This is a genomic window from Burkholderia sp. Ac-20353 (assembly GCF_017104785.1).
Lineage (GTDB): Bacteria > Pseudomonadota > Gammaproteobacteria > Burkholderiales > Burkholderiaceae > Burkholderia.
In genome coordinates this window covers 1-23,424 of record NZ_JAAGPL010000035.1, presented here as the reverse complement: position 1 = coordinate 23,424, position 23,424 = coordinate 1, and the positions used below count along the sequence as shown (strand labels likewise).

Annotated in this window: 20 protein-coding genes; 15 read left to right on the top strand and 5 right to left on the bottom strand. The window is 66.4% G+C overall.

Annotation, left to right across the window (positions count from 1 at the left end):
• Positions 1–139: 139 nt before the first annotated feature.
• On the top strand, positions 140–769 hold the full coding sequence (locus tag G3N94_RS13545) for a hypothetical protein (protein ID WP_241021817.1): 630 nt from the start codon (positions 140–142) through the stop codon (positions 767–769).
• Between the two features lie 47 nt (positions 770–816).
• Here G3N94_RS13545 and G3N94_RS13540 read toward each other — a convergent pair whose 3' ends face one another.
• Positions 817–1,695 carry a MurR/RpiR family transcriptional regulator gene (locus G3N94_RS13540; RefSeq protein WP_205792894.1) on the bottom strand — a complete coding sequence of 293 codons (879 nt, stop codon included), beginning with the start codon at positions 1,693–1,695 and terminating at the stop codon, positions 817–819.
• A 369-nt stretch (positions 1,696–2,064) separates the two neighbouring features.
• Here G3N94_RS13540 and ggt point away from each other — a divergent pair, with 369 nt between their 5' ends.
• Both ggt and G3N94_RS13530 read left to right on the top strand, forming a co-directional pair.
• Positions 2,065–3,816: a gamma-glutamyltransferase gene (ggt, locus tag G3N94_RS13535; protein WP_205792893.1), complete on the top strand. Its 1,752-nt coding sequence runs from the start codon at positions 2,065–2,067 to the stop codon at positions 3,814–3,816.
• Positions 3,817–4,008: 192 nt separating this feature from the next.
• Positions 4,009–5,310, top strand: coding sequence for a dicarboxylate/amino acid:cation symporter (locus G3N94_RS13530; RefSeq protein WP_205792892.1), 1,302 nt, complete (start codon positions 4,009–4,011; stop codon positions 5,308–5,310).
• Between the two features lie 126 nt (positions 5,311–5,436).
• On the opposite strand, the gene G3N94_RS13525 is transcribed toward G3N94_RS13530, so the two are convergent.
• Complete coding sequence (locus G3N94_RS13525) at positions 5,437–5,874, bottom strand: MarR family transcriptional regulator (RefSeq protein WP_205792891.1); 438 nt, start codon at positions 5,872–5,874, stop codon at positions 5,437–5,439.
• Between the two features lie 215 nt (positions 5,875–6,089).
• Here G3N94_RS13525 and G3N94_RS13520 point away from each other — a divergent pair, with 215 nt between their 5' ends.
• The 8 genes from G3N94_RS13520 (at position 6,090) to G3N94_RS13485 (ending at position 15,354) form a co-directional block, all read left to right on the top strand.
• The gene (locus G3N94_RS13520) at positions 6,090–7,100 is read left to right on the top strand and encodes a DNA-binding protein (protein ID WP_241021816.1); all 1,011 of its coding nucleotides are present in this window, start codon (positions 6,090–6,092) and stop codon (positions 7,098–7,100) included.
• Positions 7,101–7,211: 111 nt separating this feature from the next.
• A complete protein-coding gene (locus tag G3N94_RS13515; RefSeq protein WP_205792890.1) occupies positions 7,212–7,832 on the top strand; it encodes a TetR/AcrR family transcriptional regulator in 621 nt (206 codons plus the stop codon).
• Between the two features lie 237 nt (positions 7,833–8,069).
• On the top strand, positions 8,070–9,113 hold the full coding sequence (locus G3N94_RS13510; RefSeq protein ID WP_205792889.1) for an NADP-dependent oxidoreductase: 1,044 nt from the start codon (positions 8,070–8,072) through the stop codon (positions 9,111–9,113).
• A gap of 81 nt (positions 9,114–9,194) precedes the next feature.
• A complete protein-coding gene (locus G3N94_RS13505; RefSeq protein WP_205792888.1) occupies positions 9,195–9,497 on the top strand; it encodes a putative quinol monooxygenase in 303 nt (100 codons plus the stop codon).
• Positions 9,498–9,628: 131 nt separating this feature from the next.
• On the top strand, positions 9,629–10,084 hold the full coding sequence (locus G3N94_RS13500; protein WP_205792887.1) for a (2Fe-2S)-binding protein: 456 nt from the start codon (positions 9,629–9,631) through the stop codon (positions 10,082–10,084).
• A gap of 84 nt (positions 10,085–10,168) precedes the next feature.
• Entirely contained in the window at positions 10,169–12,385 is a 2,217-nt protein-coding gene (locus G3N94_RS13495; protein WP_205792886.1) for a xanthine dehydrogenase family protein molybdopterin-binding subunit, read from the top strand.
• Positions 12,386–12,399: 14 nt separating this feature from the next.
• Positions 12,400–13,716, top strand: coding sequence for a c-type cytochrome (locus G3N94_RS13490; RefSeq protein WP_205792885.1), 1,317 nt, complete (start codon positions 12,400–12,402; stop codon positions 13,714–13,716).
• Between the two features lie 192 nt (positions 13,717–13,908).
• A complete protein-coding gene (locus G3N94_RS13485) occupies positions 13,909–15,354 on the top strand; it encodes an NAD-dependent succinate-semialdehyde dehydrogenase (protein WP_205792884.1) in 1,446 nt (481 codons plus the stop codon).
• Positions 15,355–15,500: 146 nt separating this feature from the next.
• Here the strand turns inward: G3N94_RS13485 and G3N94_RS13480 are convergent, their stop codons facing one another.
• On the bottom strand, positions 15,501–16,694 hold the full coding sequence (locus tag G3N94_RS13480; RefSeq protein ID WP_205792922.1) for an MFS transporter: 1,194 nt from the start codon (positions 16,692–16,694) through the stop codon (positions 15,501–15,503).
• Between the two features lie 365 nt (positions 16,695–17,059).
• Between G3N94_RS13480 and G3N94_RS13475 the strand changes: the two genes are divergently transcribed.
• Positions 17,060–17,503: a GNAT family N-acetyltransferase gene (locus G3N94_RS13475; protein WP_205792883.1), complete on the top strand. Its 444-nt coding sequence runs from the start codon at positions 17,060–17,062 to the stop codon at positions 17,501–17,503.
• On the opposite strand, the gene tagH is transcribed toward G3N94_RS13475, so the two are convergent.
• Both tagH and G3N94_RS13465 read right to left on the bottom strand, forming a co-directional pair.
• Positions 17,500–18,972, bottom strand: a complete 1,473-nt coding sequence (tagH, locus tag G3N94_RS13470) for a type VI secretion system-associated FHA domain protein TagH (protein ID WP_205792882.1) — start codon at positions 18,970–18,972, stop codon at positions 17,500–17,502. The two genes, G3N94_RS13475 and tagH, sit on opposite strands and share 4 nt — an antisense overlap.
• Positions 18,973–19,020: 48 nt before the next feature.
• Positions 19,021–19,410 (bottom strand): TssQ family T6SS-associated lipoprotein, encoded by a 390-nt coding sequence (locus G3N94_RS13465; protein WP_205792881.1) that lies wholly within the window; start codon positions 19,408–19,410, stop codon positions 19,021–19,023.
• Positions 19,411–20,046: 636 nt separating this feature from the next.
• Here G3N94_RS13465 and tssJ point away from each other — a divergent pair.
• The 3 genes from tssJ to G3N94_RS13450 are packed head-to-tail and all read left to right on the top strand — an operon-like array spanning position 20,047 to position 23,298.
• Complete coding sequence (gene tssJ / locus G3N94_RS13460) at positions 20,047–20,565, top strand: type VI secretion system lipoprotein TssJ (RefSeq protein WP_205792880.1); 519 nt, start codon at positions 20,047–20,049, stop codon at positions 20,563–20,565.
• Positions 20,562–21,932, top strand: coding sequence for a type VI secretion system baseplate subunit TssK (gene tssK / locus G3N94_RS13455; protein ID WP_205792879.1), 1,371 nt, complete (start codon positions 20,562–20,564; stop codon positions 21,930–21,932). Before tssJ ends, tssK begins: the two co-directional genes overlap by 4 nt.
• 16 nt (positions 21,933–21,948) lie before the next feature.
• A complete protein-coding gene (locus tag G3N94_RS13450; RefSeq protein ID WP_205792878.1) occupies positions 21,949–23,298 on the top strand; it encodes a DotU family type VI secretion system protein in 1,350 nt (449 codons plus the stop codon).
• Positions 23,299–23,424 lie beyond the last annotated feature (126 nt).

The window sequence follows — 23,424 nt, the reverse complement described above, 5'->3', positions numbered from 1 at the left end:
CGGCTTCGTGGCGTTCCGCGCGCTCGAGCATTGTCCCGTGTGCGGCCGGTGGAGCTGGCCATTCGATTCGCGTCCCGCTTGCTCCAGCGATGCGTATGGTGACAACGTGGTGCGATCGTTCGATAGCTTGCGGTCACGCATGACGCGTTTGCTTCATGATGCGGCGGTTCGTCAGCCTCGCGCGGGGACGGCACCCGCGCTGAGCCTCGTGACGCTCGTGCTGGTGTTCGGCGGCTATGTCGCGCTCGACAGGGTCTGCAAGGCCGATCCCGTCTGCCGTGCGCAGCAGGTCTCCGGTCCGCAGACGGTGATCGTCAACATGCCGTCGCCGGCGGAGCTCGCGGCGATGGTGGGCGATCCGTCGACGATGTTGCCGCCCGGCGTTCCGTTTCGCTTGCCTGATGACGACCTTCTCGCGGCCGTCGGGGGCGGCGGCCCGAGCGTGGATCCGTCCATGGGTCGAGCGGTCGAACGGAACGAAACGACGGACGCGCGTCGCGTGACGGCGCTAAGCAATGCGGCGGACGCGCCTCACGTGACGGCGCTGAGCGAGCCAGCTGGCACGCTTGCCGCGCGTCCATGCGCGGACCGTGCGGAACCGGGCTGTGTGCGGGCGTATGGTGGCGCGGTACGCATCGCCAGGCTGCAGGACAGGCATGAGCCGACGCGTCGTCTGCATGGGATACGCGACGTGAGTGCGCACGTCGGCGTCGCACGGCGGTCGACGCCGAACAAGTTCGACATTGCAAAACTCTACCGCGGGCACTGAGCGCTTGCGAACCGGTGCACAAGCGTTGCACCAGGCCCGAGTGCCGATCACTCCGGCAGTTCCCGCTGGTTGACATCCTGCTCGATCCCCCCGGCGTTCAGATATTCGATCTTTTCCATGCGCTGCCTTGCCTGCTCGGGTTGCCGGTTCGTCACGCCGATCACCAGCGCTTCGGCGAGTGCGAGCACCGGAACGTTGGTGTGCAGCATGGCGAACGGGCGCCCGTGGATGCGGAGCACGATCTCGGCGAACTCGTTGGCCGGCGACATCCACTCGTCGGTGATCAGCACGATCCGGACGCCGAGCTGATGGGCGGACTTCGCGAATCGTATGCTGTCCTTCTGATAGCGACGAAAATCGAAGATGACGAGAACGTCGTTGGGACCCATGTCCGCCAGTGCGATCGAAGCCTGGTTCAGGTTCGGTTCGAGGTACTGCACATGCGGCCGTGCATAGCCCAGCGTGAAGGAAAACAACGACGCGAGTGGCGCCGTGTAGCGTCCGCCACCACAGAAGATGCGGACGTCCGGCGTGGCCAGCAGCGTCACGGCTTCGTCGAAGGCTGCTGCGTCGAGCCCTTCCGTCATCGTTGCCAACGATTCGGAGAGCCGCTGGAAAATTGCCGAGTGACTGTCGCGCTTGCCCGCTTCGGAATGAAAGGCATCCATCCGGGCGAGCGGGGAATTCATCGCGGCATCGATCTCGTTGTGCAGCGCTTGCTGGAACGACGAGTAATTCGGAAAGCCGATTCTGACGACGAAGCGAAACACCGTCGGGTCGCTGACATCCGCCTGCTTTGCAAAGCCCGCAATCGGACCCAGCCCGAGACTCGGGTATCGATCCAGCAACGCCTGCGCGACCTTCTGTTCCGACGGCGTGAAGCTATCCATCTGGGATAGCAGCAACGCCCTGATGCTTGTCCCCATCGGGCACTCCGACTCTCACATTTATTTGAATGACGAATCGCGGACATGCGTCTGTTCGCGACTGCACGCATGTTAGCCCATTGGCGTGCAGCGTTCCCTGCGACGATAAAAAAAGAAGGGACGAATCACCGTCGACAGCAGCTCGTCTATCGAATGTGTAATGAGATAAACATTTCAGCCAATCTTCCCCTCGCTTCCCTGTCAGAAATGTCAGGGCTAACCCTAGGTTTTTTATACAAAAACCTGCGTGATATGATCGCGGCCTCGCTGAGATGTATTGGTTATTACATTGTAAATTCGTGGCGCGGGCAGGCCACAGGATCGCGGCACATCTCGGCATGACCCTGTTTTCGTTTGGAGGATTCCGTCATGAGGCGGCTCGTTGTACTCACCCTGTTGTCGGCCATACATTTGAGCGCGTTTGCCGCTTCGGAACCCGCGGTTGAAGCGAAGAACGGCATGGTCGTTTCTTCGCAGCACCTCGCGTCGGAAATCGGCGTCGAGATCCTGAAGCAGGGTGGCAATGCAGTGGATGCTGCCGTTGCGGTCGGTTATGCGCAGGCCGTGACCAATCCGTGCTGCGGCAACATCGGCGGCGGCGGCTTCATGACCATTCACCTGGCCGATGGCCGGGATCGATTCATCAACTTCCGCGAGACCGCGCCGGCCGCAGCGTCGGCCAACATGTATCTCGATACGTCGGGCAATGTCCGGCCGGACGACAGTCTTTACGGCTATCGCGCAGTTGGCGTGCCGGGAACCGTCGCGGGCCTCGATCTCGCGCAGCGCAAATACGGCAACCTGACGCGCAAGCAGGTCATGGCGCCGGCGATTCGCCTTGCACGCGACGGATTCGTGCTGACGCGCGCCGATACGGACATCCTCGACACGACGATTCAGCGTTTCAAGTCGGACCCGGAGGCGGCCCGCATCTTCCTGCGGCCCGACGGCACGCCGCTCCAGCCGGGCGACCGTCTGGTCCAGAAGGATCTGGCGCATACGCTGGAGCGAATCGCGGCGCAGGGGCCCGAGGCGTTCTATCGGGGCGATATTCCGAAGATCGTCGAGGCCGCTTCGAAGCAGTCGGGTGGCCTGATCACGGCCGCCGATTTCGCGTCCTATCGGGCGGAGGACATGGAGCCGCTGAAATGCACGTATCGGGGCTACGAGTTCATCTCGGCCCCGCCTCCGAGTTCCGGCGGCGTGACGATGTGCGAGACGCTGAACATTCTGGAAGGGTATGACATGCGCAAGCTTGGCTACCATTCCGCGTCGGCGATCCACTACATGAGCGAAGCGATGCGGCACGCTTACGAGGACCGCAACACGCTGCTCGGCGATCCGAACTTCATCAGCAATCCGGTCAGCAAGCTGACGAGCAAGGAATACGCAGCGGAAATCCGCAAGCGCATCAGCGGCGATATGGCGACGGCGTCGGTCGACGTGCAACCGGGCCTCGGCGTGCACGAGAAGCCGGAGACGACGCACTACTCGATCGTCGATCGTTCCGGCAACGCGGTGTCGACCACCTATACGGTCAACGGTCGCTTCGGCGCGGTGGTCATTCCTCCGGGCACGGGCTTCTTCCTGAACGACGAGATGGATGACTTCACCGTGAAGGTCGGCGCGCAGAACCTGTTCGGCCTCGTGCAGGGCACGCGCAACGCGATCGCGCCGGGCAAGCGTCCGTTGTCGTCGATGGCGCCGACCATCGTGAAGAAGGACGGCAAGGTGTTCATGGTGGTCGGGTCGCCGGGCGGCTCGCGCATCATCACGATTACGCTGCAAACGGTGCTGAACGTGATCGACTACGGGATGGCGCCGCAAGATGCGGTCGATGCGCCGCGTATCCACCAGCAATGGCTGCCCGACGAGGTCTACTACGAGACCTACGGCCTGTCGCCCGACACGCTCGCGATGCTTCGCAACATGGGCTACAAGATGGTCGAGGAAACGCCGTGGGGCGCGGCAGAGCTGATTCTGGTCGGTTTGCCGGGCACCGAGGCAGCGAGCCGGAAGAGTTCGGGGAACGACTCGTCGGTGTCCGGCAATGTCCGGGTCGGCTTCGTCTACGGCTTCAATGATCCGCGCCGCCCGGCCGGATCGGCAATCGGTTATTGAGCGTTCGACGCCGCATCGCCAGGATCAGGCATTCGCGACTTTGCGGAGCGGATCCTGGCGGCAGAGCGGCGGACACTTTACATCGATAGCAGTACGACATGTTTACGACGGTTTTCGACGCGCTCCCGTGGCACGGCACGGGCGCGCATGTTTCATCCTTTTTTGCACAGTCACCGTGCGCTGAATCTCCGTATGAACAAAAGAATTTCCGCGGCAGTATGGATTCTGATCGCGATGGTGGTCGGTATCGTCATCGGTTACATGATTTACACGCAGCTTCCGGACAAGCAATCCGCCGTTGAAATCGCGGGTTACATCTCGCTCGTGTCCGATGTGTTCCTGCGTCTGATCAAGATGGTGATCGGACCGCTGGTGTTCTCGACGCTGGTCGTCGGCATCGCGCACATGGGCGATGCGGCGTCCGTGGGGCGCGTATTCGCGAAGGCGCTCGGCTGGTTCGTCACGGCGTCGTTGATCTCGCTGCTGCTCGGGCTGCTGATGGCCAACCTGCTGAGGCCGGGCGAGAACCTTGGCCTGCCGCTGCCGGATATCGGCGCGTCGGCGCATCTCGCGACGTCCAAGTTCACGCTGAAGGACTTCGTCGGCCACATGGTGCCGAAGTCGTTCGCCGAGGCGATGGCCAATAACGAGATCCTGCAGATCGTCGTGTTCTCGATGTTCTTCGGCGTCGCGCTCGCGGCGCTCGGCGAGCGCGGCAAGATTCTCGTCGCCGCGATCGACCAGTTGTCGCACGTGATGCTGAAGATCACCGGCTACGTGATGAAGTTCGCACCGTTTGCGGTGCTCGCGGCGATGGCGTCGACCGTTGCAGTCAACGGTCTGTCGATCCTGCTGAAGTTCGCGGTCTTCATGGGCGACTTCTATATGAGCCTGTTCCTGCTGTGGGGCACGCTCGTCGCTGCCGGGCTGCTGTTCCTCGGCCGCCGCGTGTTCAAGCTGCTGGCGCTGATCAAGGAAGCGTTCATGCTGTCGTTCGCGACGGCGAGCTCCGAAGCCGCGTACCCGAAGATCCTCGATGCGCTCGACCGTTTCGGCGTGCGTCGCAAGATCTCGAGCTTCGTGATGCCGATGGGCTATTCGTTCAACCTCGACGGCTCGATGATGTACTGCACGTTTGCGTCGCTGTTCATCGCGCAGGCGTACAACATTCATCTGTCGCTGGGCACGCAGATCACGATGCTGCTGATCCTGATGCTGACGTCGAAAGGGATGGCCGGCGTGCCGCGTGCGTCGCTCGTCGTGATCGCGGCAACCCTCCATCAGTTCGACATTCCGGAGGCGGGGCTGCTGCTCATTCTCGGTGTCGACACGTTCCTCGACATGGGGCGCTCGGCGACGAACGCGGTCGGCAACTCGATCGCCAGCGCGGTGGTCGCGAAGTGGGAAGGCGAGCTGATGTCGGAGCCCGAGGCCGAAGCGAACGCTGCGCGTCTCGATGCCGATGCCGACGTGCGGGTCACGGAACGGGCCTGAGGTCGATCGGGCTTTCGTATCGGCAGCGCGGATCTGGCTGGCCCCGTGCGCGCGTCGATCTCGGCGTCGCCCACGTGGCACTGGTCGGCCAGTCTTTGATTGGTCTGGAACTGGCCAGGTTGCGCTTCAATCGCTGATGAACTTGCGCAGAAGGACCTGCAGTTGCTCGAATTCTTCCGGGCTGAAGGTGCCGAGCCGTGCGTTCAGCACGTTCCGCGCCTGCGCCGGGAGCCGGGCGGCGACATCGATTCCTTTCGCGGTCAGGGTCAGGTTGACCACGCGGCGATCCTCTTCGCTGCGCGAGCGCGCCAGCAGCTCCTTCGCCTCGAGCTTGTCGAGCATGCGGGTCATCAAGCCCGTGTCGACGGCCAGCAGCTTCGACAGTTCAAACGGCGTACTCGCCCAGCGTCCATGGATCGCCAGCAGGATGCCCATCTGCTGGCTCGTGATGTCGAACTCCTTGAGCGCCGCGTCCATTTCCGCCGTGATGACGTTGCGCGCCTTGTTGAGCAGAAATCCGATCGACTCGGTCAGGAAGAAATTCCGCGGCGTGTAGTGTTCCATGACCAGACCCTGAAGTGATTGATGAGCAATGTATCTGCAGAGTCAGATATTGTCAAAGGGAAAATTGCGCGGCGGGATGTCAGCACGCGTTCGCCAACTGTCACCAGCGCGAAGTTTCAACATTATAGAAATAATGTCAAATAACGACGGCGAGAAGATTGGATATTTAACGGTTTACGTTATATTATTAATCAAAATTCCTACGAACTCCGTCCATGTCCGACATCGCTGCCGACGAAACCCGCCTCGCTGCCGAGATCGAGCGCCTCAAGGCCGAATTCCCGAAAACCCGCGAGCTGTACCGCGAGGCCTGCGCGCTGCTGTTTTTCCGGTTCGGCATTACGCCGACCGCGAATCGCCTCTACCAGCTCGTCCGCAAAGGCAGCATGAGCACGCCGACCGCGGTGCTCGGCGAGTTCTGGGCCGAGCTTCGCGAAAAGAGCCGGGTGCGGATCGAGCATCCGGATCTGCCGTCCGACTTGCAGGCGGCCGCGGGTGAGCTGGTCGCGACGTTGTGGCGTCGATCGACGGCTGCGGCGGATGGCGCGCTCGACGCGTTGCGCGCGGAAGTGGAGGCTGAAAGGGCAGCCGCGCGTGCGGAAGTTGCCGCGCTAAAGGTCGAGTTGGCGCGTACGGAGACGGCGCTGGAGCAGCGCACGGCCGCGCTGTTGACCGCGCAGGTGCGAATTCATGAACTCGAGCAGGCGCGCGCGGCCGATGGCGCGTCCCGCCAGGCGCTGGCGGCCGAGGTCGAGCGCCTGCAGGCTGACAATGCGGACGGCGATCGCGCACTTGCGCAGGCACGCGCGGATTTCTCGGCACAGCTCGATCGCCTGCGCGACGACGCGAACCGCGCTGAAGACCGGCTGCGCGCATCGGAAAAACGCGCGCTTCAGGAAATCGATCGCGAGCGCACCGCGGCTGCCCGGCTGCAGAAGGAGCTCGACGCAATGGCCGCACGCACCGAACAACGCGACACGCTGCATCGCAGCGAAGTCGCCGCGATGCAGGCGCAACTCGGCGATGCGTTGCATCGGTGCGGGGTGCTTCAGGGGCAGCTCGACGGCGTACGGGCGGCAAACGCGACGTATGCCGGCGAGCTCGAGGCGCTGCGCAACGCGCGCGCGGCAAGGGCGCCCGCCCGTCGTGCGCCGGCGCGGGCAGCGAGCGGAAGCGGGCGTGCGGCGAAGCCGGGCATCAAGCGGCGTCCGTCGCAGGGCGGATGATCGGTCGCGCGGCGCTTCTGCCCGCAGCCACGCCTGGGGTAAAGTGCCACACAAAATGCCGGCTGTCCGTTACTAGACGACTGGTCTAATCGTTTGTTACCATACGCCACCATGAATGCATCTTCAGGCGCGGAAGTTCGCCAGCACATCCTGAATATCGCGAAGCCGATCATGCTCCACAAGGGGTTCTCGGCGGTCGGTCTGAACGAGATTCTCGCTGCGGCGGGCATCCCGAAGGGCTCGTTTTATCACTACTTCGGCTCGAAGGAGGCGTTCGGGGAAGCGCTGCTCGAAGCGTATTTCGACGGCTATCTCGAGCATCTCGACAACCTGCTGGTCCGGCAGCCGGGTACGGGCGCCGCGCGCCTGATGAGCTACTGGGGCAACTGGCTGCACACGCAGTGCAACGACGATCCGGAAGGCAAGTGTCTCGCGGTGAAGCTCGGCGCCGAGGTGTCTGATCTGTCCGAGGCGATGCGCGCGGTCCTGCGGCGCGGCACCAGCCAGATCATCGACAGGCTCGCGGCCGGCATCGAAGCGGGGCTCGCCGACGGGTCGCTGCACGGGATCGACGATCCGCAGCACACGGCATCGATGCTGTACGAGCTGTGGCTCGGCGCGACGCTGCTGGAGAAGATCCACCGCAACCGCCGGCCGCTCGAAACGGCGATGGCCGCGACGCTGCGGATGCTGAATCTGCCGCAGCCGGAAGTGGCCGGAGAGCAGTTGTAACAAGGGCGCGCATCAGCGCGCCTTATTTTGCAGATGTCACTAGACGACCGGTCTACTAATTGGGGATTTGCAGAAGGATCTGCAATCGCGGATTTGACGTAGTTCGATGTTCGACCGCTGGCGCGGTTCCGATGCTGTGCGCCGTTACCACGACGGCGTGCACCGCGTCGACGGCCGCTTGCCGGATTCACCCCTGAGCGTGCGCGTGCACGTATCCACGATGACGGAGGTTCAAACATGCCGCAAAGCAACACAGCAAACCGCAGGATCGTCCTGAATTCGCGCCCGGCTGGCGCACCCACGCCGGACAACTTCCGCACCGTGAGCGGCGCGGTGCCGGTGCCCGCGCAGGGGCAGGTGCTGCTGCGCACGGTCTGGCTGTCGCTCGACCCGTACATGCGCGGCCGGATGAGCGATGCGCCGTCCTATGCGGCGCCGGTCGCGCTCAGCGAAGTGATGGTCGGCGGGACGGTCAGCCAGGTCGTGTCGTCGAACCTGCCCGCGTACCGGGAAGGCGATCTGGTGGTCGCGGGTGGCGGCTGGCAGGACTATGCGCTGTCGGACGGCACCGGCCTCATTCCGCTTGGCCGCGAGGTTGCGCATCCGTCGTATGCGCTTGGGGTGCTCGGCATGCCGGGCTTCACCGCGTACTACGGGCTGTTGAAGATCGGCGAGCCGAAGGCCGGTGAGACCGTGGTCGTCGCGGCGGCGAGCGGCGCGGTCGGCGCGGTCGTCGGGCAGATCGCGAAGCTGAAGGGCTGCCGCGTGGTCGGCGTGGCCGGCGGCGCGGACAAGTGCGCGTACGTGACCGGCACGCTCGGCTTCGACGCATGCGTCGACCACCGCGATCCGGCGTTTGCGGGCAAACTGGCAGACGCGTGCCCGAACGGCATCGACGTCTATTTCGAAAGCGTCGGCGGCGCGGTGTTCGACGCGGTGTTGCCACTGCTGAACGTCGGCGCGCGCGTGCCGGTGTGCGGACTGATCGCGCATTACAACGACAGCGCGTTGCCGGCCGGCCCCAACCGCCTGCCGCTGCTGACGTCGGTGCTGCTCCGCAAGCGTGTCCGGATGCAGGGTTTCATCATCAGCGATCACTACGCGGACAGCTATGCCGCGTTCGCGAAGGAGATGGGCGAATGGGTCGCGCAGGGCAAGGTGAAGGCGCGCGAAGACGTCGTCGACGATCTGGCCGATGCGCCGCAAGCGCTGATCGGGCTGCTCGCCGGCAAGAACTTCGGCAAGGTCGTCGTGCGCGTGGGTCCGGACCAACTGGCCTGATGCGGTGAAGTCGTGTCGCACGTCGGCGTCGCGCGGCGACGGCGTGTGGCATTCCTGTTTCTTTATCGATGGAGTAACGACATGCCTTTTTACGTATATGCGACGCTGGTTCCGAAGTCCGAGCACGTGCAGACCGTCGAAGCGGCGTTGCGCGACTTGGTTGCCGCGACGCGCGCCGAACCGGGCAACCAACGCTACGATCTGTTTCACGAGAGCGACGGTTCGCCCGGCTTTCATCTGTTCGAGGTCTATGACGACCAGGCTGCGTTCGATGCGCATCGCGCGAGCCTGCACTTCGCCGCGTTTCGGGAGAAGGCCGCCGAATGGCTCGCGCAGCCGCCGGTCATCAAGATCCTGACGGCTGTCGACGCGGTCGACGCGTAACCGCGCGCAATGCGCATCGGGCGTCGCACGACGCCTGACTCGATAAGGCGCGCCGGGCGCGCGCCGTTTTCCACGATACAGGCGCGCCGGGTGCGCGCCGCTTCCCACGATACGCCGGCCACGGAGGCTGAATGATCACGCTCAACATCAACGGCGCGACCCACGCGGTCGACGCCCCTGACGACATGCCGCTCCTGTGGGTGCTGCGTGACCTCGTCGGCCTGACCGGCACGAAATTCGGCTGCGGCATCGCGCAGTGCGGCGCGTGCACGGTGCACCTCGATGGCGTCGCGGCGCGTTCGTGCGTGCTGCCGGTCGCCGCGGTCGGCAACAGGAAGGTCACGACGATCGAGGCCGTTGGCGCGACGCCCGCCGGACGCAAGGTGCAGCAGGCGTGGCGCGAACTCGACGTGGTCCAGTGCGGATACTGCCAGTCGGGGCAGGTGATGGCGGCGAGCGCGCTGATCGCGTCGAACCCGCATCCGGGCGATGCCGACATCGATGCCGCGATGGCCGGCAACATCTGCCGCTGCGGCACCTACAACCGGGTGCGCGCGGCGATCAAGCAAGCCGCGAAGGAGGCGTGAGATGAAACAATCCCCACGCACGCTTTGCTCGCTACTCCCCGACGGGGCGACCGGCATCGCCGAAACGGCTCTGCGGAGGCTCACATGTCGCGCGGACTGATCGACGCAGGCAGCGCTGGCGCGAGCGTGTCGCGTCGCACGTTCCTCAAGTTCGGCATGTCGCTCGGCGCGGCCGCGGGCGGCGGCTTGCTGCTCGGCTTCAGCGTGCCGGCGGCAGGCGGCGACGCGCGGCGTTCGGTGATCGGCGGCAACGCGGACGAAGCGCCGCAAGCGGGCGTCTTCGCGCCGAATGCGTTCGTGCAGATCGACCGCAACGGGCAGGTCACGCTCGTGATGCCGAAGGTCGAGATGGGCCAGGGGACCTACACGTCGATTCCGATGCTGATCGCGGAGGAACTCGAAGTGCCGCTGTCGAGCGTGACGCTCGACCACGCGCCGCCCGACGAAAAACTGTTTTTCGACCCGCTGCTCGGTGGCCAGCTCACGGGCGGCTCGACGTCGATCCGCTATGCGTGGGAGCCGCTGCGCCGTGCCGGTGCGACGGCGCGCACGCTGCTCGTCGCGGCGGCCGCGAAGCAGTGGGGCGTCGATCCGGCCGCATGCCGCGCGCAAAACGGCGAGGTGCAGCATCCGCCGACCGGTCGCCGGGCGTCGTACGGCCAGCTCGCGAGCGCCGCCGCGAAACTGCCGGTGCCGAAGGACGTCGCGCTGAAGAAGCCAGAGGATTTCAAGCTGATCGGCAAGCCGGTCAAGCGCCTCGATTCGCCCGAGAAGGTTGACGGCACCGCGCAGTTCGGCCTCGACGTGCGGCTGCCGGGCATGCTGTACGCGGTGATCGTGAACAGCCCCGTGTTCGGCGGCACGGTTGCGAGCGTGGACGACACGGCCGCGAAGCAGATCCGCGGCGTGCGCCAGATCGTGCGGGCCGACAATGCGGTCGCGGTGGTCGGCGATCACACGTGGGCAGCCAAACGCGGTGCATCGGCGCTCGTCGTGAAATGGAACGAAGGCGCGGATGCGAAGGTGTCGATGAAGGACATCGTTGCCGATCTCGCACGCGCCGCGGACGGCAAGGGCGCGGTTGCGCGCAAGGACGGCGACGTCGACCACGCGTTCGCGAACGCGAAGACGCGCATCGACGCCGTGTATGAGCAGCCGTTCCTCGCGCACGCGACGATGGAGCCTGTCAACTGCACGGTGCACGTGCGGCCCGACGGCTGCGAGATCTGGGTCGGCACGCAGGTGCCGACGCGCGTGGTCGATACCGCGCAGCGGATCACGGGCTTCCCGCGCGAGAAGATCGTCGTCAACAACCATCTGCTCGGCGGCGGCTTCGGCCGGCGTCTCGAGACCGACATGGTCGAGCAGGCGCTCAAGGTCGGCCGGCAGGTGAATGCGCCGGTGAAGGTCGTGTGGACGCGCGAGGAAGACATCCAGCACGACATGTACCGGCCGTACTACTACGACCGGATTTCGGCCGGCCTCGACGCGAACGGCAAGCCGGTCGCGTGGCGGCACCGGATCGTCGGCTCGTCGATCCTCGCGCGTTTCGCGCCGCCCGCGTTCAAGGGCGGCGTCGATCCGGACGCGGTCGAGGTGGCGGCCGAACTGCCATACGACCTGCCGAACCAGCTCGTCGACTACGTGCGGCAGGAGCCGCGCCACGTGCCGACTGCGTTCTGGCGCGGCGTCGGGCCGACGCGCAGCACCTTCGTGGTCGAGAGCTTCATCGACGAACTCGCTGCGCAGGCGAAAACCGACCCCGTGCAATACCGCCGCGCGCTGCTCGGCAAGACGCCACGCGCGCGCAATGTGCTCGACGTCGCGTCGACGGCGGCGGGCTGGGGCGCGCCGCTGCCGAAGGGGCACGGGCGCGGCGTGTCGGTGATGCATGCGTTCGGCAGCTTTTTCTCGATGGTCGTCGACGTCGCGGTCGATGACGGCGACGTGCAGGTCACACGTGTCGTGTGCGCAGTCGACTGCGGGATGGTCGTGAATCCGGACACGATCGACGCGCAGGTGCAGGGCGGCATCATCTTCGGGATCACGGGCGCACTGTACGGCGAGATCACGATCGAGAACGGCCGCGTGATGCAGAACAACTTCACCGATTACCGGATGCTGCGGATCAACGAGACGCCGCCGATCGACGTGCACATCGTGAAGAGCGCCGAGGCGCCGGGCGGGATCGGCGAACCAGGCACCGCGGCGCTTGCGGCCGCGCTGTCGAACGCGATCTTCGCGGCGACCGGCAAGCGCGTGCGCAAGCTGCCGGTCGGCAGCCAGCTGAAAACCGTTTGACCTCGAGGAGCCGGATGAATCGATTCACTACCGTGGCACGTGCGGTGCCGGCGATCGGCGCGGTAATCGTCGCGCTGGCGGCCGGCACGGCTGCCCAGGCCGTACTTGCCGCTGCGCCTGCCGCCGCGCCTGATGAAGCGCTCGTCGCGCGCGGCGCGTATCTCGCGAAGGCCGGCGACTGCGTCGCGTGCCACACCGCGCCGCACGGCACGCCGTTTGCGGGCGGCCTGAAGATGGACACGCCGCTCGGTGCGATCTACGCGACCAACATCACGCCGGACCCGGACACGGGCATCGGCCGCTATACCGAAGCCGAGTTCGCGCGCGCATTGCGTGCGGGCGTCGCGAAGGACGGCCACAACCTGTATCCGGCGATGCCGTACCCGTCGTACGCGAAACTCAGGGGCGACGACGTGAAGGCGCTCTATGCGTACTTCATGCACGGCGTCGAGCCCGTGAAGCAGCCGAACCGCGCGTCGGACATTGCCTGGCCGCTCAACATGCGCTGGCCGCTGAAGCTGTGGAACACGGTGTTCGTCGATACGACGGCCTATACGGACAAGCCCGCCCACGATGCGATGTGGAATCGCGGCGCGTATCTCGTGCAGGGCCTCGGGCACTGCGGGTCGTGCCACACGCCGCGCGGCGTCGGCTTCCAGGAGAAGGCGCTCGATGAAAGCGGCGCGGCGTTCCTGTCAGGCGCGCCGATCGACAACTGGTTCGCGTCGAACCTGACCGGCGAGCACAACACGGGGCTCGGCCGCTGGAGCGACGCGGACGTCGCGCAGTTCCTGAAAACCGGCGCGAACCGGCATGCGACCGCGTTCGGCTCGATGGTGAGCGTGATCAATCACAGCACGCAGGGGCTCACCGATGACGATCTGGCGGCGGTCGCACGTTACCTGAAGTCGCTGCCGGCAGCGGGCGGCACGGGCGTGCCGCCGTACCGGTACGACCCGCAGGCAACGCAGGCGGCGCTCCGCCGGCCCGCGAACGATCCGGGCGCGAAGGTGTATAACGCTTACTGCCTGCATTGCCATGGCGCGGACGGGCGTGGCTATGCGCCGCTGCTCGCGCCGCTCGCGGGCAATCCGAACCTGCTGGAACAGGACGCGGCGTCGCTGATCAACGTGACGCTCAACGGCAGCGACACGCTGGTGATCGATGGCGTGCCGTCCGCGTATCCGATGCCGGCGTTCTCGAACGTGCTGAACGACCGGCAGATCGCCGACGTGCTGACGTTCATGCGCGCCGGCTGGAACAACGGCGCGCCGGCCGTGCAGGCGGCGGACGTCGCGAAGCTCCGCCACGCGACACAGGCGGCGCGTTGAGCAATCACTGTCGCACTGGGAGACGCAGGCGACGCGTTGAGCGCGCGCTGCCGCACATGGATGACGAAACGCGGGTATGCTGCCCGCACATGAAGCCGCCAGGCACGCTGCGCGCCGGCGGTGGTTTCGGTAACCCGCGCGCACTCGTTCTCGAGACGGCGCGCGTTTTTGACGAAAAGTAGGGGTGTCTGGATGGCTAACGTGACTTATACGGATACACAACTCCTGATCAACGGCGAATGGACCGACGCCGCGAGCGGCAAGACGATCGACGTCGTGAACCCGGCGACCGGCCAGGTGATCGGCAAGGTGGCCCATGCGGGGATTGCCGATCTCGACCGCGCGCTCGCCGCCGCCCAGCGCGGCTTCGACGAATGGCGCCGGGTGCCCGCGCACGAGCGCGCGGCGACGATGCGCAAGGCGGCCGCGCTCGTGCGCGAACGCGCCGACACGATTGCGCAACTGATGACGCAGGAGCAGGGCAAGCCGCTCGTCGAAGCGCGCGCAGAAGTGCTGGCGGCCGCGGACATCATCGAATGGTTCGCCGACGAAGGCCGGCGCGTGTATGGCCGGATCGTGCCGCCGCGCAACCTCGGCGCGCAGCAGACGGTCGTGAAGGAGCCGGTCGGCCCGGTCGCCGCGTTCACGCCGTGGAACTTCCCGGTCAACCAGGTCGTGCGCAAGCTGAGTGCCGCGCTCGCGACGGGCTGCTCGTTCCTCGTGAAGGCGCCGGAGGAAACGCCGGCGTCGCCGGCCGCGCTGCTGCGCGCGTTCGCCGACGCGGGCGTGCCGGCCGGCGTGATCGGCCTCGTGTACGGCGATCCGGCCGAAATCTCGTCGTACCTGATCCCGCACCCGGTGATCCGCAAGGTGACGTTCACGGGCTCGACGCCGGTCGGCAAGCAGCTCGCGGCGCTCGCGGGCCTGCACATGAAGCGCGCGACGATGGAGCTCGGCGGCCACGCGCCGGTGATCGTCGCCGAGGATGCGGACGTTGCGCTCGCGGTGAAGGCCGCCGGCGGCGCGAAGTTCCGCAACGCGGGCCAGGTGTGCATCTCGCCGACGCGTTTCCTCGTGCATAACAGTATCCGCGAAGAATTCACGCGGGCGCTCGTTCAGCATGCGGAAGGGCTGAAGGTCGGCAACGGGCTTGAAGAAGGCACGACGCTCGGTGCGCTGGCGAACACGCGCCGGATCGCCGCGATGACGTCGGTTGTCGAGAACGCGCGCGCGGTCGGCGCACGCGTCGAGACGGGCGGCGAGCGGATCGGCACGGAAGGCAACTTCTTCGCGCCGACGGTGCTGGCCGACGTGCCGCTCGACGCGGACGTGTTCAACAACGAACCGTTCGGTCCGGTCGCGGCGATCCGTGGCTTCGACAGGCTGGAGGACGCGATCGCCGAAGCGAACCGCTTGCCGTATGGTCTCGCCGGCTATGCGTTCACGCGCGCGTTCGCGAACGTGCACCTACTCTCGCAGCGCCTCGAAGTCGGGATGCTGTGGATCAACCAGCCCGCGACGCCGTGGCCCGAAATGCCGTTCGGCGGCGTGAAGGATTCGGGTTATGGCTCGGAAGGCGGGCCCGAAGCGCTCGAGCCGTACCTCGTCACGAAGTCGGTGACGGTGATGGCTGTCTGACGACGGGTTGCAGCACGCATGCCGCCGCGCGCACGTACCGCGGCGCGGCGGCGGATTCCTGAATGTCGAAGGTGTCGACATTTCCACGCACGGACAGCATGTGTCCGAGCGCGCGATGTGCGCGTTAATGCGCCGCTAATGTTTGGTTAACGTGGTTCGCTCGTTCCGGCATTCAATGCCGCCGGCGTTGCGATGCGCAGGAACGGCACGATCAACAGCAGCGTGAGCGCAGCGAAACCCGCGAACGCGGCACGCATTCCGACGAACTCGGCGAGCACGCCGCCGAGTCCCGCGCCGATCGGCATCGCCCCCCAGCTGAACAGGCGCGCGGCGGCGTTGTAGCGGCCGAGCAGCGCACCGGGCACGAGGAACTGGCTGAGCGTGCGCGCGTTGACGGTCCACAGCGTGCCGCCGAGGCCGCCCGCGAACGCACCCGCGGCCACGGCCCACAGATTGACGGTCACGGCCGGCACCACCATCATCGCGAGCGTGCCGAGCAGGTCGACGAACATGACCGTGCGCCGCCCGAACCAGCGGTTCAGCGTGGTGACGCTCAACGCGCCGACGAAGCCGCCGATCCCGAGCGCGCCCACCGCAATGCCATAGCCGCGCGCATCGAGACCCATCGCTTTCGTCGCGAACAGCGGCATCAGCGCGAGCCACGCGCCCCAGCATGCGCACAGCACCGTCAGCGTAATCGCCATCAGGCGCAGGATCGGCTCATGCCACAGGCAGTGCAGCCCTTCGACGATCTGCGCGTGCACGGGTTCGCGCGCTCCGTCCGACGCGCGGGCGACGCGGAAGCGGCCGACCAGCAAGAACAGGACGAGCAGACCGATCAGGTACGCGCCGGCCACCGTGCCGAGCGCGAGCGCCGTCCCGGCAGCGACGAGCAGGCCGCCCGCCAGCGGCCCGCAGAACTCGTTGCAGACAGTCTCCGCGCCGGCGACCCACGCATTCGCGCGTTCGCGCACGGCGGGCGCGACGGCGTCGGGAATCAGCGCGGCGGCCGACGTCAGTGCGATCACTTCGGCGATGCCGAGCGTGAGACCGCCGATGTACAGGACCGGCAGCGTGATGCGGTGTGACAGCGACAGCAGGATCAGCGTCGCGATCGCGGCGAGCCTCGCACCGTTGGCGAGCCACAGCAGCACGCGGCGGTCGGCGCGATCGACCAGCACGCCGACGTGCAGCGCGACGAGCAGCCACGGCAGCGTGAGCGTCAGCGATACGCCGGATACCTGAATCGGAGACTGGGTCAGCGCGGTTGCCATCAACGGCAGCGCGACCTTGGTCACACCGTCCGCGAGATTGGTCAATGCGGTGAACACGACGAGCACGATGGTGTTGCGGCCGCTGGCTGCATCCGGCGGGTGTGTCGAGGCGGACAACGTGTTCAAGCCTGTCTCCAGTGGGGAGGGTTAGGTTGCACGGCTGGTTTTTGTCGAAATGGAAATGTAATTGATTCGAGATGGCTATGCTAGAGTGCGCGGGCCTCGATCGAAACAGATTGGCGTCGCGAGCGCGCGTCGCTCGCCGGTGCAACTTTTTCTCAGGGGTTGAGTGTTTCGATATCCGAAACAGATGTCGTTGATTGTTCAAACAAGGAAAACATGGCGGCTGCCACCCAGCACAAAGCCGTTTTCAACGCGGCGGTCAATCACGACGAACCACGCGGGCGAACCACGTGCGCCGGAAGGCTGCGATGACGATGATCGTCCGTGACGCCGTGGCGGACGATGTGCCGGCCTTGCGCGAGCTGTTCCTGCGGTCGCGGCGCGAGACCTTCGTCTGGCTGACCGACGATGCGTTCCAGCTCGCGGATTTCGACGCACAGACGGACGGCGAACGGCTGCTGGTCGCCGAGGACGACGACGGGCGGCTCGTCGGCTTCGTGTCGGTCTGGGAGCCGGACCATTTCATCCATCACCTGTATGTGGACCGGTCGCAGCTTCGGCGCGGCATCGGCAGGGCGCTGCTGCACGCGCTGCCGGGCTGGCCGGCGACACGCTATCGGCTCAAGTGCCTGCGTGCCAACGAGGCGGCGCTCGCGTTCTATCGCGCGTGCCGCTTCGCCGAGATCGGCGCCGGCAGCGCGGACGACGGCGAGTATCTGCTGCTGGAGTGGCGTGACGCGCGACTTGCTTAATGCCGGCCGCCGCCGCGGTAGCTCTCCACTTCCGCGTCGTACGCGGCGAGAAACGCCTTGCCGAACACCGACGCGAAATCGTCCTCGATCGCGAACACCGTGTCGCGGTGCGTCGCCGCGTAGCGGTCCCACATCCGCGCCTTGTACAACACCGGCAGGCGCTTTTCGTACCAACGCGGCGCGGTGTCCCGCTCGCGCAGGCGCTGCGGGGAAAAGCGCGTCAGCAGGTCCATCAATGCCGCGCGCATGCCGGCGACCATGCCGATCTGGTGTGCGTGCAGATCCTGGAACGCATCGTGTACCGCGCTCTGCGGCGACATGAAGCCGGGCAGCGGCAGCCCGAACATCTGCCGCAGCACCGCGCCGCCGTCCGGCAGCATCTTCAGCGGATTGTTCTCGCGGTCGAGCAGCATCGTCATGTGGGCTTTCACCTCGCGCTTCAGGATGCTGCGCGACGACAGCAGTTCCACCGTGCCATTCGCGAACAGCCCGAGCAGCTGGCCGGCGATGTACAGCTGCTCGGCCGACCATCGATGCGGGTCCGCGGCCGCGTCAAGTCCCGCGCCTTCGAAGAACGCGCGCAGCAGCGCGTCGGGCGTCGCAGGCTCGGTCGCACGAGTGGCAGACGATTCAGCGAACGGTTCAGCGAACGGTGCAGCGGACTGCGTCGCGTCGTTCGCGTCCGGCGGCGTGCCGGCGGATGCTGCCGCCGGCTGCACGCGTACGTGCTGCGTCCAGTCCGGCGCGTGATCCGCCTGCGTTGAGGACGGCGCAGGGTCGGCCGTGCCGCGCGGTGAATCGACGGAGCCGGCCGGCTGCATGAACAGGTCGAGCGGATCGGTCGACAGCTGATTCAGGTCGCGCGGTGCGGCAGCGGGCGCGTCGGGGTGGTCCGGCGGCGTGCCGCGCGGCCACTCAGCGGACTTTCCAGCGGGCCTTGCAGCGACCCTTTCAGCGGGCCGTTCGTTCGCCCGACTGCTTGCCAGCGACCCGGTCTCGAACGCGGCCTTGCCGCGGCCGAAACGGTCGTGCAGCCGCCCCCAGAGCCGGTGGCCGGTGCCTGTCGCGTCGGTGTGGGGTGGAATGGTGGTGGCGCTGGCGGCGGTGGTGGCTTCGACATCGACGTCAACGGTCCGCTCGAGCGCCGCTGCATCGTCGCGCTCCGCGCGCAGCACGTACGGGCCGATCCGGATGATGTCGCCGGAATTCAGCCGCTGCTCCTGCGCATAGCCGATCGGCACGCGGTTCACCTCGATCGTCGACACGCTGCTCAGGTTCCTCAGCAGGCATGCGTCGTCGCCGACCTGCAGCAGCGCCTGCAGGCGCGAGATCTGCCGGGTGTCGTCGTGCAGCACGAGATGGTTGTCGCTGGCCCGGCCGATGGTGCCGCCCGGCGGGTGAAACACGACAGCGTCGCATTGGTCGCCGTCGACCGGCTCGCCGGCGTGTTCGATCACGATCAGTTGCATGTCATACGTCGCCCGATGGAAGAAGCGCTCGCGCGGAAACCGGTTCGCTCAGGACGACGACGCATGTTTGCGGCGCGCGGCCTCGAACGCGGGCCCCCAGATCGGATGCCCCCGCTCGGCGGCGGACAGGTCGAAGCGCGGATTGAGGTCGAGAATCTTCGAGAACTCGGCCCGGCACAGCGTGACGCGGTTCGTCACGCAATAGCTGAACGCGAGGAGCTTGTGCGCGGTGACCTGCGTGTCGACGTCGGCGCCGTCGATTTCGCGCGCGCGGCTGAGGATCGCGATCGTGCGTCCGTAGTCGCCTGCGTCGTACGCGGTGCGCGCACTGTCGACGGTTGCATGCGCAGCCGACACGGCCGGCGACGGCGTGCTGCAGCCGGCAATCCCCAGCAACAAGACGCCGAGCAAAAGAACGAGCGTCGAACGGCCTGTCATTGTTGAAATGGATGGTCCGGTTGATTGGAGTGGTCACGGCGCAATGCTGTTGGATTCTAGTGCCAATAATCTGGCGCGGATTCGCTGTTACGTTTTGTTTCATCTTGAAACAATAATCCGGGTAGAGTGCCTTCTCGTATTTCGTGTGCGCCTTGAGAATCCGGAAAATCGTAACTATAGTTCGGTGTGCTTTTGGGTTTAGTCAGTTGTTTGGCAGCGTTCATCCATGTGCGTAAAAGCGGGCCGTTTATTCCGGCGGCATGAACAGCTTGGCACGTCACCTGCGTCGCGTGCTGACACCGGCCTCCGGACCGGCGGGGCGCGTCGCACCTGCCGGATGGCTGATCGCGTGCGTGATCCCGGTGGCCGGCGCGAGCCGATGCGAACCAGTGTGTTAGCGAATCCTTGAATTGGTCAAAATTAAATGAATAATCCGTCGCTTCCCATATTTTGGTATTTGAAGATATTTGGTGATTTGACCCGGCTTTTTGTATGAACAAATTTCCGAATGAAATCGCATAGAAAGGAGGTGGAAATTACATAATTACCGATTGGGGAATTGCCTCTCTTAAAAGATCGATCCGGATTCCGTTGTCGGGAAACCGGTGGATTCTTATTGTGTTGCGAGGATCGAATATGCGACGGCGGTCCGGTGGATTCATCGTATTGGGATGCGTGCTGCTGTTTCCGGGGTGCGGGGCGACGGAAAAGACCGTCGCGGTGCCGTATACGATCACGGTCGCCGTCGCGTCCGACGTGAACCCCGATCGCAATCGGAAGCCGTCGCCGATCGTGTTGAAGGTGTTCCAGCTCAAGACGGCGTCGGCGTTCGACAGCGCCGATTTCTTCTCGCTGCAGGACAAGCCGGAGAATGTGCTCGGCGCGGACCTGCTCGGCGTCGACCGCGTGATCCTGCGGCCCGGCGACGCGCGCACGCTGCACTATCCGGGCAATGTCGACGCGGGCGCGCTCGGCGTCGTTGCCGAGTACCGCGTGCTGGAGAAGAACCGCTGGCGCCTGACGGTGCCGCTGCCGCGCGCGAAGCAGCTCAATCTGTACAAGTTCTGGCAGACGTCGCCGGGCGAACTGAAAGTGTCGATCGCGGTCCGCAATGGCGGCCTCGGGATCGACGGCGATACGCGGGGGCGCCCATGAACGAACCGTCGTTGTCGGCGACGCCCGCTACCGCGCTGCGCCAGCGCGTGGTGTGGACCGAAGGGATGTTCCTGCGGCCTCAGCATTTCCAGCAGCTCGAGCGTCATTGGGAGCGCTACGTCAGCATGCGCTGCCTGCCGCTGCAAGGCTTCTACTGGGGCTTCGACGCGCTGGAGATCGATCGCGAACGGCTCGCGCTCGGCCAGGTCGCGCTGCGCGAAGCATCGGGCGTGATGCGCGACGGCACGCCATTCGAGCTGTCGCATCCGGACGACCTGCCCGAGCCGCTCGACGTGCCGGCCGATGCGAAGGACGTGCTCGTCGTGCTCGCGTTGCCGCACTGGCGCGGCGGCGCGGAGGACGTGTCGTTCGGCGCTGCGGACGACGTGGAGATCGCGCGCTACGTGGTGCGCGAATACGAGATTGCCGACGCGAACGCGGTCGCGCTCGGCCCCGCGCTGCTGCAGACCGGGCGCCTGAACGTGCGGCTGATGCTCGAGGCCGAACTGACGGGCGACTGGCATGCGCTCGGCGTCGTGCGGATCATCGAGCGCCGCACCGACGGACGGCTGCTCGTCGACGACGGCTATGTGCCGCCGCGGCTCGTCGCGCAGCACGATCCCGTGCTGCTGCGCTTCACGCGCGAGCTGCACGGCCTCCTCACGCAGCGCAGCGACGCGCTGGCCGCCAGGCTGTCGGAGCCGGGGCGCGGCGGCGTGTCGGAGGTCGCGGACTTCCTGCTGCTGCAGCTCGTGAACCGCTATCTGGCGCTCACCTGGCATGCGCAGCAGCACGTCGCGACGCATCCGGAGGCGCTGTTCCGTGACTGGCTGAAGCTCGCGTGCGACCTGAGCACGTTCACGGCGGCCGGCCGGCGGCCGCAGGCGCTCGCCGTGTATCGGCACGACGACCTGCGCGCGAGCTTCGGCGAGGTGATGGCCGAGCTGCGCCGGTCGCTGTCGACCGTGCTCGAGCAGAACGCGATCCAGATCGAGCTGCGCGACGCGGGCAACGGGATGAAGGTCGCGACGCTCGCCGATCCGGCGCTGCGCGACACGGCCGGCTTCGTGCTCGCGGTGCACGCAGACCTTCCCGCGGACAGCCTGCGCACGCGTTTTCCTGCACAGGCGAAGCTCGGGCCCGTCGAACGGATCCGCGACCTCGTGCAGCTTCAACTGCCGGGAATCGGCGTGCGCCAGTTGCCGGTCGCGCCGCGGCAGATTCCGTATCACGCGGGTCATGCGTACTTCGAGATCGACAAGGGTGGCGAGCTGTGGAAGCAGCTCGCGCGCTCCGGCGGGCTCGCGTTTCATCTGGCCGGCGAATTCCCGGGACTCTCGATGGAGTTCTGGGCAATTCGCGGGTGACGGCGGGAGGCGCGCGATGAACTCTTCTCCCGATTCATTTTCCGCTGGCGCTGGCGCTGGCGCCGGTGGTTTCGTGCCGCCGAACCCGGGCGGCATGCATCCCGCGACGTCGGCGGGCGCGGCCGGTCCTGCCCCGACGCAGCCGCAAACGCAGCCGCGGCCGGGCCGCTGGGCCGCGAGCGGCACGAATCCGCTCGTCGCCGCCGCGAATCCGCTGCTCAACCTCGTGCCGCAGATCCGCTCGACCGTCCATCATCCGAACCCCGCGTGGCTGCGCGAGCATCTCGTCGTCGAGATCCGCCAGTTCGAGGCGCGCGCACAGGAGGCGGGCGTCGCGTCCGAGGCGATCATCGGCGCGCGCTACTGCCTGTGCACGGCGCTCGACGAGGCCGCGGCGCTGACGCCGTGGGGCGGCAGCGTGTGGTCGTCGCACAGCCTGCTCGTGTCGTTCCACAACGAGACCTGGGGCGGCGAGAAGTTCTTCCATCTGCTCGAGCGGCTGTCGCAGCAGCCGCGCCAGCATCTCGACCTGCTCGAGCTGCTGTATTACTGCCTCGCGCTCGGCTTCGAGGGGCGCTATCGCGTGCTCGACAACGGCCACGCGCAACTCGACGCGCTCCGGCGCCAGCTCGCGCAGACGATCCGCTCGGTGCGCGGCGAGTTCGATCCGGCGCTGTCGCCGCACTGGCGCGACGTCGTCACGCGCGACGTCACGCGCCGTTTCACGGTGCCGCTGTGGGTGTGCGCGGCGCTCGCGCTGCTGATCGGCTTCGGCGTGTTCGCCGGCTTGCGGATCGCGCTGGCCGGCCATTCGGACCCGTTGTTCGCGTCGATCGACGCGCTGCACGTGCCGCGCCTGCAGCCCGCGCAACCGGCGCCGCATCCGGCGAGCACGCCGCGCATCGCGAAGTTCCTCGAGCCGGAGATCGCGGCCGGGCTCGTGTTCGTGCGCGACGAAGCGGACCGCAGCGTGATCGTGCTGCGCGGCGACGGGCTGTTCCAGTCGGGCTCGACATCGGTGATCGACCGATACCTGCCGGTGCTGTCGCGTGTCGCGGATGCGCTGAACCAGGTACCCGGCAATGTGCGCGTGAGCGGCTATACCGACGACACGCCCGTGCACACAGCCCGCTTCGCGTCGAACTGGGACCTGTCGCGCGAGCGCGCGGAAGCGGTCCGCGGCCTGCTCGCCGCGCGGCTCGCGCATCCGGAGCGGCTTGCGGCGGAAGGGCGCGGCACGCTCGACCCGGTCGCGCCGAACGACACGCCCGCGAACCGCGCGCGCAACCGGCGCGTCGAGATCACGCTGATGCTCGCGCCCGGCGCCGACACCGCCGCCGCGACGAAGGAGGCGCATTCACCATGAACCAGGCCGTTGCCCGCTTCGGCCGCCCGCTGCCGTCGCGGGCCAGATCGGAAGAGCGGCGGGGAGGGAAAGAGTGGCGGGAAGGGGGTGGAGTAGGGGGAGCGAGCGGTCGCTCAACAAGTAACA

Excerpts from the sequence above, each read along its gene's own strand:
- G3N94_RS13545 (WP_241021817.1), top strand. The coding sequence starts at position 140 with ATGACGCGTTTGCTTCATGATGCGGCGGTTCGTCAGCCTCGCGCGGGG.
- G3N94_RS13540 (WP_205792894.1), bottom strand. The coding sequence starts at position 1,695 with ATGGGGACAAGCATCAGGGCGTTGCTGCTATCCCAGATGGATAGCTTC.
- ggt (WP_205792893.1), top strand. The coding sequence starts at position 2,065 with ATGAGGCGGCTCGTTGTACTCACCCTGTTGTCGGCCATACATTTGAGC.
- G3N94_RS13530 (WP_205792892.1), top strand. The coding sequence starts at position 4,009 with ATGAACAAAAGAATTTCCGCGGCAGTATGGATTCTGATCGCGATGGTG.
- G3N94_RS13525 (WP_205792891.1), bottom strand. The coding sequence starts at position 5,874 with ATGGAACACTACACGCCGCGGAATTTCTTCCTGACCGAGTCGATCGGA.
- G3N94_RS13520 (WP_241021816.1), top strand. The coding sequence starts at position 6,090 with ATGTCCGACATCGCTGCCGACGAAACCCGCCTCGCTGCCGAGATCGAG.
- G3N94_RS13515 (WP_205792890.1), top strand. The coding sequence starts at position 7,212 with ATGAATGCATCTTCAGGCGCGGAAGTTCGCCAGCACATCCTGAATATC.
- G3N94_RS13510 (WP_205792889.1), top strand. The coding sequence starts at position 8,070 with ATGCCGCAAAGCAACACAGCAAACCGCAGGATCGTCCTGAATTCGCGC.
- G3N94_RS13505 (WP_205792888.1), top strand. The coding sequence starts at position 9,195 with ATGCCTTTTTACGTATATGCGACGCTGGTTCCGAAGTCCGAGCACGTG.
- G3N94_RS13500 (WP_205792887.1), top strand. The coding sequence starts at position 9,629 with ATGATCACGCTCAACATCAACGGCGCGACCCACGCGGTCGACGCCCCT.
- G3N94_RS13495 (WP_205792886.1), top strand. The coding sequence starts at position 10,169 with ATGTCGCGCGGACTGATCGACGCAGGCAGCGCTGGCGCGAGCGTGTCG.
- G3N94_RS13490 (WP_205792885.1), top strand. The coding sequence starts at position 12,400 with ATGAATCGATTCACTACCGTGGCACGTGCGGTGCCGGCGATCGGCGCG.
- G3N94_RS13485 (WP_205792884.1), top strand. The coding sequence starts at position 13,909 with ATGGCTAACGTGACTTATACGGATACACAACTCCTGATCAACGGCGAA.
- G3N94_RS13475 (WP_205792883.1), top strand. The coding sequence starts at position 17,060 with ATGACGATGATCGTCCGTGACGCCGTGGCGGACGATGTGCCGGCCTTG.
- tagH (WP_205792882.1), bottom strand. The coding sequence starts at position 18,972 with ATGCAACTGATCGTGATCGAACACGCCGGCGAGCCGGTCGACGGCGAC.
- G3N94_RS13465 (WP_205792881.1), bottom strand. The coding sequence starts at position 19,410 with ATGACAGGCCGTTCGACGCTCGTTCTTTTGCTCGGCGTCTTGTTGCTG.
- tssJ (WP_205792880.1), top strand. The coding sequence starts at position 20,047 with ATGCGACGGCGGTCCGGTGGATTCATCGTATTGGGATGCGTGCTGCTG.
- tssK (WP_205792879.1), top strand. The coding sequence starts at position 20,562 with ATGAACGAACCGTCGTTGTCGGCGACGCCCGCTACCGCGCTGCGCCAG.
- G3N94_RS13450 (WP_205792878.1), top strand. The coding sequence starts at position 21,949 with ATGAACTCTTCTCCCGATTCATTTTCCGCTGGCGCTGGCGCTGGCGCC.